Genomic DNA, 14,190 nt, shown 5'->3' with positions numbered 1-14,190 from the left:
CGGGGCTGGTAAAATGGGTGAGATCACCCGTTTTGCCCCCAGCCCGACCGGATATTTGCATTTGGGCCATGCGGCATCGGCCCTGTTTGCCGCCCGCAAAGCCGGAGATAAGGGCCGGTTTTTATTGCGGATCGAGGATATCGACCAAACCCGCGCCCGCCCGGAATATATTGAGGCTATTTATCAAGACCTTGCCTGGCTGGGCCTGAGCTGGGAAACGCCGGTACGGGTTCAATCCGCACATTTCAACGATTATCAGGCGGTGCTGGACCGTTTGACGGATCGGGATTTACTTTATCCGTGTTTTTGTACGCGTAAGGAAATTCAGGCGGAAATCGCCCGGATTGGCAATGCCCCGCATGGGCCGGATGGGGCACTTTACCCAGGCACCTGTCGCCATTTAAGTGTGTCGGAACGTGCGGATCGAATAGCTGCCGGGGATTCCTATGCCCTGCGCCTTGATATGGGGCGGGCCATAAAACAGGTGGGTAAGCGGTTATACTGGCATGACCGCGCCGCAGGTCGCCAGGTGGCGACACCGGAAATTTTTGGCGATGTGGTCCTGGCCCGCAAGGATACACCGACCAGTTATCATGTGTCGGTGACACTGGACGACCATTTGCAGGGCATTTCGCTGGTCACACGCGGCGAGGATCTGTTTTTTGCCAGCCACCTGCACCGCCTGTTACAGGAATTGCTGGGCTATGACGTGCCCGAATACCACCACCATAAATTGTTGGCCGGGCCGGATGGCAAACGGTTTGCCAAACGCGATAAATCCGAAACCCTGCGATCCATGCGCGAGCGGGGTATTTCTGTTGCCGATATATTGACCAGGATTGAGTCATTTTAAGCTGGCACGTTTACCGGTTTCCAGCAAATCAGGCCGGGCATAAAACCAGTCGCGGATAAAATCAATCAGCAGGCGGTTTTTAAGCGGCAATGCCCCCTGATAGGGATAAACAAGGCTGATGGGGCTTTGCGGCGATGTATAGGCGTTTAAGCGTGTTTCCAGCCTGCCTGCGCTAATTTCCTGCATGGCGATATAGCGTGGCAGGCGGGCCACCCCCAGGCCCTGACAGGCCGCATTACGGATAAGGGGATAGTGGTTAAGGCGCAAGGTGCCGCGAACAAGAATGGATTGTGGGCCGTCTTCGCCAAAAAACAGCCATCGATTGTCTGTGCAGTAATGGAAATTATTGATGCAATTATGGTTTCGCAGGTCGTTTGGCGTTGTGACGGGCGGTGTCATTTGCCAATAGGCCGGGCTGGCACAGACCAGTTCGGATAATTGCCCCAAAGGAATGGCAACCTGGTCGGGGTCGCTGGCTAAACCTGCCCGGATCGCCATATCGACCGGGTCCGATTTTAAATCGCGATAGCGGTTTTCCAGCTCCAGTTCGATGGTGATATCGGAATGGCGGGTTTGAAATGTGGTGATGATGTCGTTTAGGAAAATCTCGCCAAATGATACTGGCACGGTGATGCGAACGGTGCCGGTCGGGTTTTTGCGCAGGCTTTCAACCGCTTCAAAACCGGCCTCGGCATTTTCGCCCAGGCGCTGACAGTAAACTAAAAAGGCTGTGCCGGTTTCCGTCAGTTCCAGCTTGCGGGTGGTGCGAAACAGCAATTGTGTTCCCAATGCTTCTTCAAGCCGGGTGACATGCTGGCTGATCAGGCCTTTCGATACCTTTAAAACCTTTGCTGCTGCTGTAAACCCGCCATATTCGATAACGGCGGCAAAGCTGTGCATTTCAGTTAGATACTGTTTCATTGTTTAATTATATAAACAATGTGTTTGAAAATTGCCAGATTATCGATCCAATAAACATGTGAGAAGGTTTCGTCATCGTCTTTTAACAGATAAAAGGATTAGCACGATGAAGGTTCTTCTTGTCGGTGCCTCGGGCACGATTGGCAAAGCCGTTGCGACCGAACTGGGCGCGCGCCACGATATTATTACGGCCGGGCGCACCAGCGGCGATATCCAGATCGATATTTGTGACACGGCCAGCATCCGGGATGCCTTTAAAAAGGTAGGTGCCGTGGATGCCGTTGTGTCGACGGCGGGCAAAGTGCATTTCGGTGATTTTGCCGAAATGGATGATGAAAAATACCGCATTGGCATTAATGACAAACTGATGGGGCAGGTAAACCTGGTGTTGATCGGGCGTGATTATGTCGCCGATACCGCGTCATTTACCCTGACAACCGGTGTTTTGACCAAAGATCCGATTCGGTATGGAAGTTCGGCTTCGATGGTGAATGGTGCGGTGGAAAGTTTTGTTCGCGCAGCGGCGATTGAAATGAAACCGGGCTTGCGGATAAATGCGGTTAGCCCCGGTGTGATTAGCGAGGCGATGGAAGGGTACGGGCCGTTTTTCCGGGGGCACAACCCGGTTCCTGCGGCACGTGCTGCCCTTGGTTATGCAAAGTCGGTTGAGGGGCTTCAGACCGGCCAGGTTTTCGAGATTTTTTAGTGATAGCGGTTGGTGAAGCTGGTTAAATCGGAAGAAAATGCGCCCCAAATGGCTTTGGGCGCGTTTTTTTTCGTAAAATTGCCGTGGTTTCGGATCTAACCCTTGCGTTTATCATCTGGTATTCCATTTATAGCGCGATAGTTGGCGGCTGTTGGGGGACAGGTTGTCGCGTATAAAGCCAAGAGACGTGCCAAGATGATATTGTATTACATGCCGGGGGCTTGCTCACTCTCGACTCATATATCACTGCGAGAAACGGGGGAGCATTTTAACCTCGTCAGGATTAATCCTAAAAACAACAAGACCGAGACCGGCGAGAACTTCCTTTCCATCAATCCTGATGGCAATGTACCGACCCTTAAACTTCCCGATCAGCGCCTGATTACCGATTGCGCAGCTGCATTGTCGTATGTGGCGGATACTTTTTGGCAAACCGGCATTTCACCGGAGCCAGGGTCCCCCCGTCGTGCGGAAATGGATGTGTTGCTGGCCGAAATTGAACGCGAATTGCATGTTCAGTTTGCGCCGTTGCATCAAAAAACAACCGATATTGTCGCGCGCGATGCCGCCCTTGCCAGGTTGGCAGTTGAATTTGAAAAATACGAAACGCTTTTTTCCGATGGCCGTAAATATTTACTGGGCCGCGCGTTTAGCGTTGCTGATGCCTATTTGTTTGTTGCCATCAATTGGGCAGGAATATCGGGGCTAAATATATTCCGCTGGCCCCATGTCGGTGATTTTAGCGACCGAATGCGCAGCCGCCCTTCTGTTTTGGCGGCTTTGCGGGCTGAAGGCTTGCTTGCAGAATAAACGGTTCTGCAATGTTGCCTTTACGGGGTTTTTCCCCGCTTTGTCGATTTTTTGCATAAAAAAGCAGCCTGCCGGGAAGTCGGCAGGCTGCTTTATAATGGGTTGATTGCGTGGGTGCTGGTTTAACGGCTGAAATCCAGCAACACCAGAAACGCAACCGGAACCAGCGCCAGGGCTACGTAAATCCATGCCGAGGCAATGGAAATGCCAAGGGCGGCCAGAACAAAACCGCTCAGATACAGTACCAGGCCGATAACGGCGACCAGCAAAATGCCGATTAACGGCAAGGCAACTTTGGAATCGGTTTTCATGTAAGCATTGCTCCCCAAGCGCGGGCCTGTCGCGGACAGGCTCCTTAAAATCTGCATTACCTTAGCACTGGTGATGAAAAACTGTTTTGACAAGGATCAATACGCCGTGCAGCGGGCTGGTTGCCTGGTCTTTGTCCTGATGAAGGGATTGGCAGCTTAATATATGTAAAGGTGCCAATCGGGTTTCAGACCCTCCGTCGTGAAGATGTGTCAGGAATTTTAAGAAGGCATCTGACCGGCTGGCGGGCGTTATATATATGAGGTGTCTTTGCTTGCGTGTATAAGCCGCCCTTTGGAAACATAAACCGCGCCGTATTTTGCCGGGACGGGTGAATCATAATGTTGTGGTTTTGCGAATCCCGGTTCAGGACCAAATAAAATTGCGGTTCTGGGGGCTGGCTAAAAAAAATAATGCCCCGATTTTGCGAAGAATGACGGGAATAATCCGTGTCGGGCAGGGCAAAATGCGGCCAAAAGGGCCAAAAAATGCAATCTGGCACGCAAACAAATATTTCCGGTGCGAATGTCGACGAAATACGTGGAAGAGGCTTGACGGCACTGGTTTGAGGCAGTATTAACCCGGCTCCAAGCGCGGGCCTGCATGTTCAGGCCAAGCGTCCTTTTGCGAAATTTTAGACCAGGAGATCAGGTCATGGCACGTCGCTGCCCGGTATCCGGCAAAGGCGTTTTGGTCGGCATGAATGTGAGCCACGCCCACAATCGTACCAAACGTCGTTTTCTTCCGAACTTGCAGCAGACCTCGCTGCTGAGCGAAGCGCTCGGCCGTTCGGTTCGCATGCGTCTGACCACCAATGCAATCCGCACCATCGAAAAACGTGGTGGCCTGGATGCATATCTGATCGGCACCGCGAATACAAAGCTGGATGTTGATTTGCTTAAAGTTAAGCGTCAGATCGTTAAAGCTGCTGAAGCAAAAGCTGCCTAAGGCAACCTTGCTTTGATAAAGTATGAAGGCCCGTTTCTGACGGGCCTTTTGCTTTTTTGAAATTTGCCGAAAGGCCGCCAACAGCCGGAACCCTGTGTTCCGGCTGTTTTGCGTTTCAGGATATCGGCATCGTGTGTGCATACGCGGCCTGGTTTGTGCGTGCTGTTTGGCGATGGGCAGGGTAAGGGTAAGGGTAAGGGTAAGGGGCATGTTTGATTACTGTAGTTTGGTTTTCTTGCCTCCTTTTGCTGTCAGCCAGCGGTGCGATTAAGGCAATTATCGAAAATCAGTGATGGGGCATGGTGCTCGTCAGCAGGGGGGAAATGCGGGTTTCGCTGCGGTGCCGCGACTCGGTCCATTTGTCGATTTGCGCTTTTGGGAAAAACGTTTATACTTTTCTCAATCAGTGATTTATGCGTGCGTTACCACCCGGATGTAAAACGTCACACGATGTTCATCAGCCCCGCGTGACGAAGATGCTAGACAGGCGGTACGACTCTGTAAACACGGCGGAGCGGATGAAATGTTTCTATCGCCCAATACGTGTCCGGCCCTTGTTCTTAACGCGGATTTTCGCCCGTTAAGCTACTTTCCGCTATCTTTGTGGCCATGGCAGGATACGCTAAAGGCTGTGTTCCTTGATCGGGTTAATGTTCTGTCTGAATATGACCGCGAGGTGCGCTCGCCTTCTTTTAAAATGAAATTGCCCAGCGTGATTTCATTAAAGGAATATGTGCCGATTAAAAGCACACCTGCCTTCACGCGTTTTAATGTTTTCTTACGCGACCGTTTCAGTTGTCAGTATTGCGGCGATCGTTTGCCAGTTAATGATTTAACCTTCGATCATGTTGTGCCCCGTTCAAAAGGGGGGCGCACCAACTGGACCAATATTGTTGCGGCCTGTGGCAATTGCAATTTGCATAAGGGCAGCCGATCGGTAAAGGAAGCCGGATTGCATTTGCGCAGGCGGCCCGATCAACCCTCGATGCAGCAATTGCAGGTTATCGGACGATCTTTCCCGCCAAACTATCTTCATGAAAGTTGGCGGGATTTTTTATACTGGGATACCGAACTGGATTACGACTTTTAAACCCGCGTTCTTTAATGCCGTCCTGGTCACTATGCAGCATGTTCTGGCATCTCAGGGTCGGGTTTTGCGCACATAAACAACAAAGCCGACGCATTTTAAAAGCGTCGGCTTTGTTTGTTGGTTCCACCCCTGATGCGAAGCTATGCGCGGTGTACAGGGTGTTCTTTGCAGGCGGTTTTTGGGTGCTTGGTGCGTAAAGACAGCTGTTTGTCAGTTATGGGTCCGCATCATCTTGCTGCTCGGCGCCATCAGGCAGAAAACAGCCATGGCGATAGAGAAGAACAGATTGACCGTGGGCATGGTGATGCCAAACAGCTTCCATTCAATTTTGTCGCACCGCACGATGGGCTGCGCCAGCAATTGTGCTTTCAGGTCGGCAATGTTGTTGGCACCGCTTTGCAGGCCACCACACATTTCCGGGCCATCCCACCACAATTCCTGAACCCCGACATGATAAAATGCAATGCCTGCACCAATGGCAAAGGCCAGGCCGCATAGATAAATCAGGGTGCGCGAAATACCGGGCTGACGCAAAAACAATAACGAAACCAGGGCAAGGCCCAGGACGCTATAATAGGGAACGCGCTGATACAGGCATAACAAACAGGGCAGAAATTTTTGAATATACTGCGCGTAGAACGCAAAGCCGAGGCTGCCTGCGGAAACCAGAAAGATGAACAGGGCAGGCAGTGCCGATGGTTTGCGACGGCGAGAATATGAAGATCCCATGAGGCTCCATCCATGACGCGGGGTGGGAATGCTGGTTTCAGATCAGATATTTGATGGCGACAAAACCCCCGATCAAACCAGCAATGAAAATGGTAAAGACAAGGCCCAGGCGTTTTTCAATAAAATCGCGAATGGGCGGGCCGAATTTCCAGATCAGTCCTGCGATCAGGAAAAAACGGATGCCGCGTGCCAATATCGACGCCACCGTGAAAATAACAGGGTCCAGACCGGTCACACCGGACAGAATGGTAATGACTTTATAGGGGAAGGGAGTAACGCCGGCGATGAAAACGGCCCAGGCACCCCATTCGTTATAATAGTCGCGGAATTGGTCGAACCTGGCACCATATCCATAAAAATTCAGAACCGGTTGCCCGATGCTGTCAAACAGGAAGTGGCCAATGGCATAACCCGCCATACCGCCGAGTACCGACCCGGCCATACAAATTGCCGCAAAGCGCCATGCCTTGCTGCGCGCTGCCAAAATCATGGGGATCAGCAGGATGTCGGGCGGGATCGGAAAAAACGAGCTTTCGACAAAGGCAATGACAAATAACGCTATTGCGGCATGGCGATGCGATGCCAGGCTAAGGGTCCAGTCATAAAGTTTGCGAAGCACCTGTTGCGACCTTTGATTTCAAGGCCGCAAACCGGCCAGTAAATTATGAAAACGTGATGCGATGTAACTCCATTTGCGTCCATGCCGCAATGCTTTCTAACACAAACGTGATTTACATGATTTTTTAAAAAAAGCCCCATTGACCCGCGCAAATTTCTCGCTATTATCCGCCACCACGATGGACGGCGCATATAGCGCCTTGCTGCCCCTGTGGCGGAATTGGTAGACGCGGCAGACTCAAAATCTGTTTCACTTTGTGAGTGGGAGTTCGATTCTCCCCGGGGGCACCATCACTTTAAAACCCAGCCTTATCAGGTTGGGTTTTGTCGTATCTGGCATATGTTAACTTTCCCGGTTTACCAACGGATAGCAAACAGCATTCCAGCGGCAGTTTCGTCATTCCGGTACCCGCGGTTTTTTATGCCATGGGGCACAAACAAAAAGGGGTGCTTTGACACACCCCTTTAAAACGTTGTTGCTTATTTACCGGTGATCAGTGGCTGATCATCCAGGGGCGGGCCGATGGAAATGTTTTGCTGCCATCGGGGCGATAGATCGCCTTTGATTTCTTTTTGCCCCCGCCACAACACGAACAACCCGGGCCGTGCCCGCTTGTGTGTTGTTTGCTGCTTTTGGGTTCGTGTGATGCCCGTTCGTTGGTGAACGAAGCATGGCGTTTGCCTGCATCCATCATGGCATAGTTTGGCACAGTCAGAATGGCGCGCGGCGCCATTTGCCCGCAATCGGGGCAGGTGCAGGGGGCTGCAGACTGGGCCATGGGCCGTACTTCTGTAAATGGCCCGCAGGATGTGCATTCGTAATCATAATATGGCATGGCATTTTTCCCTCAACGGGGTTCAATAATGGATGTTACCTGTGGGCCTAAAGGTCAGGTGCCAGGGGAACATCGATTTTGCCATCCAGGTATTTGGTCGGGCCATCGGCACCTGGCATGATATCAAATTCAAAAATGTCGGTCGGCAACCACAGGGTTGCACAGGCATTTGGAATATCGACCACACCGGAAATATGCCCCTGTACCGGGGCTGTCCCCAGAATGGCGTAGGCCTGCGCGCCGGTATAACCGAACTTTTTAAGGTATTCGATGGCATTCAGGCAGGCCTGACGATAGGCAATATGCACATCAAGATAGTGCTGTTTGCCCTGTTCATCGACGGAAATGCCTTCAAAAATCAGGTAGTCGTCATATTTCGGAACGATGGGGGATGGTTTGAAGATCGGGTTTTTAACGCCGTATTTTTTCATCCCGTCTTTGAGCAGCGATACCTTGATATGCAGCCACCCTGCCATTTCAATGGCCCCGCAGAAGGTGATTTCACCGTCGCCCTGGCTGAAGTGAAGGTCGCCCATCGAAAGACCGGCACCATCAATGTAAACCGGGAAATAAACCTTGGCCCCGCGTGACAGGTCTTTGATGTCGCAGTTGCCGCCATGTTCGCGCGGCGGCACGGTGCGCGCGCCTTCGGCGGCGGCTTTGTCGCGTTCGTCGCCTTTCAGGCTGCCCATATGGGCGGTTGGGCCGCCATTGGGCAGGGTGGCAAGTTCGGGAATACGGTGCGGGTCGGTATCGACCAGGGCTTTTTCGCGGGTGTTCCAGGTATCCAGCATTTTGCGATCCGGCAAACAGCCGATCAGACCCGGGTGGATCAACCCGGCATATTTAACACCGGGAACGTGGCGCGAACTTGTGAACATGCCGTGAAAATCCCAGATCGACTTTTGCGCTTCGGGGAAATGTTCGGTCAGAAAGCCGCCGCCGTTTTGCTTGGAGAAAAAACCGTTAAAGCCCCACAGGCTGTTATCGAACGTGCCGATATCAAGAATTTCGACTTCCAGCAGGTCGCCCGGTTGCGCGCCTTTAACCCCGATCGGGCCAGATAGGAAATGAACCTGTGACAGATCGACGTCGCGCACATCGGCGGCATCATCGTTGTTTTTGATCTGTCCGCCGGTCCAGTCATAGGTTTCAACACGGAAATCGTCGCCCGGTTCAACCCAGCACGCCATCGGAATGTCGGGGTGCCAGCGGTTATGGATTTTTTCGTTGGTATAAGGGGATTCGGAAAGATCTACCTTGATAAGCGTATCAACCATAATAAAACTCCCTGATATGGAATGTGGTTTTGCATGTGCCCCGGTCAGACTGACAGAAATGCCGAGACTTTCTTTTCATCGATGCCCGCACGCGGACTTTCGTGAACAAATTCGCCCTTTTCGATCACCAGCACCCGGTCTGCCATGTCGAGCGCGAAGCTGAGGACCTGTTCGGATACGACAATCGACAGACCCATTTCGTCGCGGATACGGCAAAGGGTGCGGGCAATTTCCTTGATGATGGAGGGCTGAATGCCCTCGGTGGGTTCATCAAGCAGCAGGACTTTGGGGTTGGAGGCGAGCGCACGGGCAATGGCAAGCTGTTGTTGCTGCCCGCCTGAGAGGTTGCCGCCGCGTCGGTCTTTCATTTCCAAAAGAACCGGAAACAGTTCGTAGATCAGCGGCGGCACCGTTTTCTGGCCGGTCACCGTCAGTCCCGTTTCGATGTTTTCGCGAACTGTTAAGGTTGGAAAAATCATGCGGCCCTGTGGCACATAGGCAAGGCCGCTTGCGACCCGCTGATAGCTTTCAAGCCCTTCGATTGCGGTTGCGCCAATTTTAATGGCGCCGCCGCGTGACGGGATGATGCCGATCAGCGATTTCATCAAGGTGGTTTTACCCATGCCGTTGCGGCCCATGATGGCAACAATTTCACCCGATGTGACATCAAGTGACAGGTTGCTGATCACTTCGCTCTGGCCGTAGGCAACGTGAAGTTTATCGATCGATAACATGACAGTCTCCCTAGTGACCAAGATAGACTTCAACGACTTTGGGATCATTTTTGACCCGCTCCATCGACCCTTCGGAAAGAACCTGGCCCTGATGCAGCACCGTCACGCGATGGGCGATGTCCTCGACGAATTTCATGTCGTGTTCGATGACGATGACGGAATGTTTCTGGATGATGGTGTTTAGAAGCTCAGCTGTTTTAATCCGCTCAGACACGCTCATGCCGGCAACAGGTTCATCAAGCATCAAAAGTTCCGGGCTTTGGATGAGGAGCATGCCAATCTCAAGCCATTGTTTCTGGCCGTGGCTGAGAATGGCGGCATCGGTTTCAAGATGATCTTTAAGGAAAATCATCTCGGCAATTTCCTCGACCCGGTTGATAACTTCGGCGTCGCGGCGAAAGGCCAGGGCACCGAGTACACTGCGCCCGCGCGGAAAGGACAGTTCCAGGTTTTCAAATACCGTCAGGTCTTCGTAAATGGACGGATTTTGAAATTTGCGGCCCACACCGGCATGGACAATTTCATGCTCGCGCAGTTTGGTTAATTCCGTGCCACGGAACCGGATCGACCCTTCGCTCGCCCGTGTTCTGCCGCAAATCAGGTCAAGTACGGTGGTTTTACCGGCACCGTTCGGGCCGATAATGACGCGAATTTCATTTTCCTCGACATAAAGCGACAGGTCATTGACGGCTTTAAAACCATCAAAGGAAACCGATAATCCCTCGATGCTGAGCAGAAAATCCTTGGGTTGTACAACATCCATGATGATCTTCCTTTATTCCGCAGCCGGGCGGGGTTTGCGAACCTTGCCAATCCGCACAAGTGAAATACCACGCGTGATCAGGGGTTCGACATGCTGGCGAAATAGCCCGGCGACCCCTTCGGGGAACACCATGACAACGGCGATAAACAAGCCACCCATGGCAAACAGCCACAGTTCAGGAAAGGTTTCTGACAGCGATGTTTTCGCGGCATTAACCAGTAACGCCCCATAGACTGCGCCGAAAATTGACAGGCGCCCGCCGACCGCACAGAAAATCACCATTTCAATCGAGGGCACGATGCCGACAAAGGACGGCGACATGAAGCCGACCTGAAGGGTAAACATCGCCCCGCCAATGGCCGAAAGGGCCGCAGAGAGACAGAAAATGAAAATCTTGAAATTGGCAACGTCATAGCCCGAAAACCGAACCCGGTCTTCCTTGTCGCGCATGGCGATTAACAGGCGGCCGAACTTTGAAACCCGCACAAACTGGGCCAGAAGCAAGGATGCCAGCAACAGGGCAACACAGATAAAATAGAAAACGTACCTGGCATGGTCGCTGCGGATATCCCAGCCCAGCAAGGTTCGTAAATCGGTAATACCGTTAACCCCGCCGGTATAACCTTGCTGCCCAATGATCAGAATGGTCAAAATGGCGGCGATGGCCTGGGTGATGATGGCAAAATAAACCCCGCCAACCCGGCGTTTGAACATGGCAACACTGATGATAAAGGCCAGCGCGACAGGGACAGCAATGGTGGCAAACAGGGTAAAGGTAAAGGAATGGAAGGGCTGCCACCAGAAAGGCAGCGATGTTAACTGGTTCCAGTCCATAAAATCGGGAATGCCCGGTGTGGACTGAATGGCGGTTGCTTCGGGCGTTGAGGCTTCCAGCTTCAGGAACATCGCCATGCAATATCCGCCCAGACCAAAGAAAATGCCCTGACCCAGGCTAAGGATACCGCCATATCCCCAGCACAACACCAGCCCCAGCGCAACAAAGCTGTAGGTCAGGTATTTGCCAATCAGATTAAGGCGGAAATTGTCGAATAATGTTGGGAAAACAACGACAAGAATGAAGGCCAGAATGGCAAAGGATATCCATTCACGCTTGCGAAACAGGAACAATGCAGGAGACATTTTTATATCCTCCTCAACGACGGATCTTAAGGGTGAACAGGCCCTGCGGGCGCAGCATCAGAATGCCGACAACGGTCAGAAGGGTCAGAACCTTGGCCATTGATCCGCTGAGGAAAAATTCGATGGTGGATTGCGCCTGCGAGATTGAAAATGCCGATGCAATTGTGCCAATCAGGCTGCCTGCCCCGCCGAAAACAACGATCAGGAAGGTATCGACGATATAAAGCTGTCCGGCGGTGGGGCCGGTGGAGCCGATCATGGTAAAGGCCGACCCGGCAATACCGGCGATACCGCAACCAAGGCCAAAGGTCATGCGGTCCACCATTTTGGTGTTAATGCCAACGGCCCCGGCCATGGTGCGGTTTTGTACAACGGCCCGCATGCTTTTGCCCCAGGTCGATCGGAACATGGCAAAATACACACCAAGGGTGATCAGGATGGTTAGGCCCATAACAAACAGGCCATTGATCGGAATTTCGATGATGTCGGTCAGGGCGATGGAACCCATTAACCAGTCGGGCAGGGTGACGCCCACTTCGCGCGCCCCAAAGATTGATCGATAGGCCTGTTGCAGGATCAGCGACAAGCCCCAGGTTGCCAAAAGGGTGTCGAGCGGGCGGCGATATAAAAAGCGGATCAATCCCCATTCCACCAGCATTCCCAACAGGAACGACGCGGCAAAGGCCAGGATCATCGCGAAGAAAAAATAGATCGAAAACAGCGATGGCAGATATTCGCTGAAAAATTGTGAGCAAAGATAGGTCACATAGGCGCCAAGGATCATAAATTCGCCGTGGGCCATATTGATAACGCCCATCTGGCCGAAAATGATTGCCAGACCCAGCGCCATCAAAACGAAAACGGAAAACAGCGTCAGCCCGGCAAAGCCCTGCATGGCCAGAATGGATGTAAATTCGGTGTAAGTGTAATCGCCGATCATTGTCGCCTCACCATGATTACCTGTTGGGATGAACAATCATCCGAAAGGGGATGCCACCCCGGCAAAGAAACCGGGATGGCGTGGTGCAAACCAGGAACTTACTGGTAGCCTTCCGGGAACGGATTGGGCTCGATCAGGTCTTTGGTTTCAAAAACGACGTCAAACTGGCCATCATCACGGGCGTGACCAATGCGGGTGCGCGACCACAGGTGATGGTTTTCATGGATACGAACGTACCCTTCTGGGGCAGTGGTAAGTTCGATGCCTGGCGATGCGGCGCGGACCTTGTCGATGTCAAAGCTGCCTGCTTTTTCAACAGCAGCTTTCCACAGCCACGGGCCAAGATAGGCGGCCTGGGTTACGTCGCCAATTACGCTGTCAGCGCCCCATTTTTCCTTGAATGCGGCAACGAAAGCCTTGTTGTTATCATTGGGCAGGCTTTCGAAATATTTCATCGAGGCATAAGCACCCGCGATGTTTTCGCCGCCAATGCCAAGAACTTCATCCTCGGTAACGGAAATGGTCAGCAGCAGCGGTTTTTCTTTCGCCATGTCGATACCGGCTGCTTTTAGCTGTTTGTAAAAGGCAACGTTGGAGCCACCAACGACGATGGCGTAAATAACATCAGGCTTTTTAAGCTTGATCTTGTTGATCACGGAATTGAACTGGGTATGACCCAGCGGGTAATATTCCTCGCCGGAAACTTTCAGGCCCAGTTTTTCGATGTGCTTGCGGGCGATTTTATTGGCCGTACGCGGCCAGATGTAATCCGACCCCAGCAGATAAAACGATTTTGCACCCTTTTCACGCACCACCCAGTCGATCCCGGCGATAATTTGCTGGGTGGCTTCCTGGCCGGTGTAAATCACGTTTGGCGATTCTTCCAGGCCTTCATAGAAGGTCGGGTAATACAGCATGCCGTTATATTGTTCGAACACAGGCAAAACAGCCTTGCGCGATGCCGATGTCCAGCAGCCGAAAACGGCGGCGGTTTTATCTTCTACCAGCAGTTTTTTGGCTTTTTCTGCAAAGGTCGGCCAGTCTGACGCACCGTCTTCCTGGATATATTCGATCTTGCGGCCCAGAACGCCGCCTGCCGCGTTGATCTGGTCGATGGCAAGTTTTTCTGCTTCGACCGATCCGGTTTCGCTAATTGCCATGGTGCCGGTAATCGAATGCAGGATACCCACTTTCACCGTATCATCGGTAACGGCCAGGCCGGTGGTGTTGGCATCAGCGGTTGCAACTTCCTGTGCCCGAAGCGGTGCCGATGCAAAGCTAAGGGCGGGAAGAACCGCGATACCGGCCAGTAACGCCCTGCGTGTAATGGAAAATGGAGAGATCGTTTTCTGTCTCATTGCGAAGCCTCATTCTGACATATGATTTTTTTTAAGCAGTGCTGGCTTATCTGCGTGCCAACTGCGGCTTAGTTCGTCAGAATTTTTGCAACGCAACAATCGGGCATTTGACGTATATGCCATGGGGCATTTTACCCCTACCATGGTCTTGTATT

Annotated in this window: 16 protein-coding genes and 1 tRNA gene; 6 read left to right on the top strand and 11 right to left on the bottom strand. The window is 52.3% G+C overall.

Annotation, left to right across the window (positions count from 1 at the left end):
• The first annotated feature begins 13 nt into the window (after positions 1 to 13).
• Complete coding sequence (gluQRS, locus tag J4E05_RS08125) at positions 14 to 853, top strand: tRNA glutamyl-Q(34) synthetase GluQRS (RefSeq protein WP_349594149.1); 840 nt, start codon at positions 14 to 16, stop codon at positions 851 to 853.
• On the opposite strand, the gene J4E05_RS08120 is transcribed toward gluQRS, so the two are convergent.
• The gene (locus J4E05_RS08120; protein ID WP_349594146.1) at positions 845 to 1,774 is read right to left on the bottom strand and encodes a LysR family transcriptional regulator; all 930 of its coding nucleotides are present in this window, start codon (positions 1,772 to 1,774) and stop codon (positions 845 to 847) included. The two genes, gluQRS and J4E05_RS08120, sit on opposite strands and share 9 nt — an antisense overlap.
• 106 nt (positions 1,775 to 1,880) lie before the next feature.
• On the opposite strand from J4E05_RS08120, the gene J4E05_RS08115 reads away from it, so the two are divergent.
• Together J4E05_RS08115 and J4E05_RS08110 are read left to right on the top strand one after the other, a co-directional pair.
• Complete coding sequence (locus J4E05_RS08115) at positions 1,881 to 2,480, top strand: short chain dehydrogenase (RefSeq protein WP_349594144.1); 600 nt, start codon at positions 1,881 to 1,883, stop codon at positions 2,478 to 2,480.
• A 195-nt stretch (positions 2,481 to 2,675) separates the two neighbouring features.
• Positions 2,676 to 3,290, top strand: coding sequence for a glutathione binding-like protein (locus J4E05_RS08110; RefSeq protein ID WP_349594141.1), 615 nt, complete (start codon positions 2,676 to 2,678; stop codon positions 3,288 to 3,290).
• Positions 3,291 to 3,412: 122 nt separating this feature from the next.
• Here J4E05_RS08110 and J4E05_RS08105 read toward each other — a convergent pair whose 3' ends face one another.
• The gene (locus J4E05_RS08105) at positions 3,413 to 3,601 is read right to left on the bottom strand and encodes a hypothetical protein (RefSeq protein WP_085588675.1); all 189 of its coding nucleotides are present in this window, start codon (positions 3,599 to 3,601) and stop codon (positions 3,413 to 3,415) included.
• Between the two features lie 652 nt (positions 3,602 to 4,253).
• Between J4E05_RS08105 and rpmB the strand changes: the two genes are divergently transcribed.
• The gene (gene rpmB / locus J4E05_RS08100) at positions 4,254 to 4,547 is read left to right on the top strand and encodes a 50S ribosomal protein L28 (protein WP_085588677.1); all 294 of its coding nucleotides are present in this window, start codon (positions 4,254 to 4,256) and stop codon (positions 4,545 to 4,547) included.
• A gap of 523 nt (positions 4,548 to 5,070) precedes the next feature.
• Complete coding sequence (locus tag J4E05_RS08095; protein WP_085588678.1) at positions 5,071 to 5,637, top strand: HNH endonuclease; 567 nt, start codon at positions 5,071 to 5,073, stop codon at positions 5,635 to 5,637.
• A gap of 210 nt (positions 5,638 to 5,847) precedes the next feature.
• Here the strand turns inward: J4E05_RS08095 and J4E05_RS08090 are convergent, their stop codons facing one another.
• Complete coding sequence (locus J4E05_RS08090; protein WP_349594137.1) at positions 5,848 to 6,366, bottom strand: disulfide bond formation protein B; 519 nt, start codon at positions 6,364 to 6,366, stop codon at positions 5,848 to 5,850.
• Positions 6,367 to 6,403: 37 nt separating this feature from the next.
• Entirely contained in the window at positions 6,404 to 6,985 is a 582-nt protein-coding gene (locus tag J4E05_RS08085; protein ID WP_085588682.1) for a YqaA family protein, read from the bottom strand.
• A 204-nt stretch (positions 6,986 to 7,189) separates the two neighbouring features.
• Between J4E05_RS08085 and J4E05_RS08080 the strand changes: the two genes are divergently transcribed.
• Positions 7,190 to 7,275: transfer RNA gene (locus J4E05_RS08080), tRNA-Leu, on the top strand.
• A 203-nt stretch (positions 7,276 to 7,478) separates the two neighbouring features.
• On the opposite strand, the gene J4E05_RS08075 is transcribed toward J4E05_RS08080, so the two are convergent.
• The 7 genes from J4E05_RS08075 to urtA all read right to left on the bottom strand — a co-directional run bounded on the left by J4E05_RS08075 (position 7,479) and on the right by urtA (position 14,035).
• A complete protein-coding gene (locus J4E05_RS08075; RefSeq protein ID WP_085588684.1) occupies positions 7,479 to 7,820 on the bottom strand; it encodes an FmdB family zinc ribbon protein in 342 nt (113 codons plus the stop codon).
• A 47-nt stretch (positions 7,821 to 7,867) separates the two neighbouring features.
• Entirely contained in the window at positions 7,868 to 9,100 is a 1,233-nt protein-coding gene (fmdA, locus tag J4E05_RS08070; RefSeq protein WP_085588685.1) for a formamidase, read from the bottom strand.
• A 44-nt stretch (positions 9,101 to 9,144) separates the two neighbouring features.
• Positions 9,145 to 9,834, bottom strand: a complete 690-nt coding sequence (gene urtE, locus J4E05_RS08065; protein ID WP_085588687.1) for an urea ABC transporter ATP-binding subunit UrtE — start codon at positions 9,832 to 9,834, stop codon at positions 9,145 to 9,147.
• Positions 9,835 to 9,844: 10 nt separating this feature from the next.
• Entirely contained in the window at positions 9,845 to 10,597 is a 753-nt protein-coding gene (gene urtD, locus J4E05_RS08060; protein WP_349594132.1) for an urea ABC transporter ATP-binding protein UrtD, read from the bottom strand.
• Positions 10,598 to 10,609: 12 nt separating this feature from the next.
• Positions 10,610 to 11,737: an urea ABC transporter permease subunit UrtC gene (gene urtC, locus J4E05_RS08055; protein WP_349594129.1), complete on the bottom strand. Its 1,128-nt coding sequence runs from the start codon at positions 11,735 to 11,737 to the stop codon at positions 10,610 to 10,612.
• Positions 11,738 to 11,750: 13 nt separating this feature from the next.
• Complete coding sequence (gene urtB, locus J4E05_RS08050) at positions 11,751 to 12,677, bottom strand: urea ABC transporter permease subunit UrtB (RefSeq protein ID WP_349594126.1); 927 nt, start codon at positions 12,675 to 12,677, stop codon at positions 11,751 to 11,753.
• Positions 12,678 to 12,775: 98 nt separating this feature from the next.
• Positions 12,776 to 14,035: an urea ABC transporter substrate-binding protein gene (gene urtA, locus J4E05_RS08045; RefSeq protein ID WP_085588695.1), complete on the bottom strand. Its 1,260-nt coding sequence runs from the start codon at positions 14,033 to 14,035 to the stop codon at positions 12,776 to 12,778.
• Between the last annotated feature and the right edge of the window lie 155 nt (positions 14,036 to 14,190).

Origin of the sequence: Thalassospira sp. NFXS8 (genome assembly GCF_040148805.1) — a bacterium.
Lineage (GTDB): Bacteria > Pseudomonadota > Alphaproteobacteria > Rhodospirillales > Thalassospiraceae > Thalassospira.
This window is presented reverse-complemented; position numbering and strand designations above follow the sequence as displayed.

Bases quoted from the DNA above. Each gene is read 5' to 3' on its own strand.
- J4E05_RS08090 (WP_349594137.1), bottom strand. From the start codon at position 6,366: ATGGGATCTTCATATTCTCGCCGTCGCAAACCATCGGCACTGCCTGCC.
- J4E05_RS08120 (WP_349594146.1), bottom strand. From the start codon at position 1,774: ATGAAACAGTATCTAACTGAAATGCACAGCTTTGCCGCCGTTATCGAA.
- gluQRS (WP_349594149.1), top strand. From the start codon at position 14: ATGGGTGAGATCACCCGTTTTGCCCCCAGCCCGACCGGATATTTGCAT.
- rpmB (WP_085588677.1), top strand. From the start codon at position 4,254: ATGGCACGTCGCTGCCCGGTATCCGGCAAAGGCGTTTTGGTCGGCATG.
- J4E05_RS08095 (WP_085588678.1), top strand. From the start codon at position 5,071: ATGTTTCTATCGCCCAATACGTGTCCGGCCCTTGTTCTTAACGCGGAT.
- J4E05_RS08105 (WP_085588675.1), bottom strand. From the start codon at position 3,601: ATGAAAACCGATTCCAAAGTTGCCTTGCCGTTAATCGGCATTTTGCTG.
- urtA (WP_085588695.1), bottom strand. From the start codon at position 14,035: ATGAGACAGAAAACGATCTCTCCATTTTCCATTACACGCAGGGCGTTA.
- J4E05_RS08115 (WP_349594144.1), top strand. From the start codon at position 1,881: ATGAAGGTTCTTCTTGTCGGTGCCTCGGGCACGATTGGCAAAGCCGTT.
- J4E05_RS08075 (WP_085588684.1), bottom strand. From the start codon at position 7,820: ATGCCATATTATGATTACGAATGCACATCCTGCGGGCCATTTACAGAA.
- urtE (WP_085588687.1), bottom strand. From the start codon at position 9,834: ATGTTATCGATCGATAAACTTCACGTTGCCTACGGCCAGAGCGAAGTG.
- J4E05_RS08110 (WP_349594141.1), top strand. From the start codon at position 2,676: ATGATATTGTATTACATGCCGGGGGCTTGCTCACTCTCGACTCATATA.
- urtD (WP_349594132.1), bottom strand. From the start codon at position 10,597: ATGGATGTTGTACAACCCAAGGATTTTCTGCTCAGCATCGAGGGATTA.
- urtC (WP_349594129.1), bottom strand. From the start codon at position 11,737: ATGTCTCCTGCATTGTTCCTGTTTCGCAAGCGTGAATGGATATCCTTT.
- fmdA (WP_085588685.1), bottom strand. From the start codon at position 9,100: ATGGTTGATACGCTTATCAAGGTAGATCTTTCCGAATCCCCTTATACC.
- urtB (WP_349594126.1), bottom strand. From the start codon at position 12,677: ATGATCGGCGATTACACTTACACCGAATTTACATCCATTCTGGCCATG.